The organism is Actinomyces sp. HMSC075C01 (assembly GCF_001812965.1).
GTDB lineage: Bacteria > Actinomycetota > Actinomycetes > Actinomycetales > Actinomycetaceae > Actinomyces > Actinomyces acetigenes.
This window is the reverse complement of record NZ_KV810912.1, coordinates 1-510: the sequence shown is the minus strand read 5'-3', so window position 1 is coordinate 510 and position 510 is coordinate 1. Positions and strand designations below refer to the sequence as shown.

The window sequence follows — 510 nt, the reverse complement described above, 5'->3', positions numbered from 1 at the left end:
CTCATCGACCCGCCCCCAGGCCGCCACGGGCCTGGCCGGCGCGAGCACCCGCACCCGCGCCCGCGCTGGCGCCGGTGCTCATCAGGTTGTGGGCGCCGGCGGCTGAGGACTCATCGGTCTCGGCCAGGGCGGACATGGCGTACTTGACCCCGCCGGCGATCTGGTCGGCGCCTGCGGCCCCGTCGCGAGCACCGGCGCTGTGGGCCGCGGCGTAGGCCGCCGCAGCCGCCACCAGCACCCCCGGCCCCAGGTCACCGCCGCTGCCGGGCTCGACACTGACCGACCCCACCGTGGCCGAGCACTCATCAGCCAAGGACACCACCCGCGCCAGCTCCTCGGACACCACCCGCAACACCATCACGAACCACTCCAACCACCCACCCAGGAAGCACCACCATCGTGCCCCCGGGGAGAAGTCTTGTAGGAATCAGGGAACATCACAAAAGTTAACCTGCCGATCAGCAAGCACACAGGGACCAAGGCCCCTGTCCTCATGGGCAGAACTCCCCA

1 protein-coding gene is annotated in these 510 nt (G+C 70.6%); it reads right to left on the bottom strand.

From position 1 onward, the window contains the following. Position 1: 1 nt before the first annotated feature. The gene (locus HMPREF2883_RS00085; protein ID WP_141758960.1) at positions 2-361 is read right to left on the bottom strand and encodes a hypothetical protein; all 360 of its coding nucleotides are present in this window, start codon (positions 359-361) and stop codon (positions 2-4) included. Positions 362-510 lie beyond the last annotated feature (149 nt).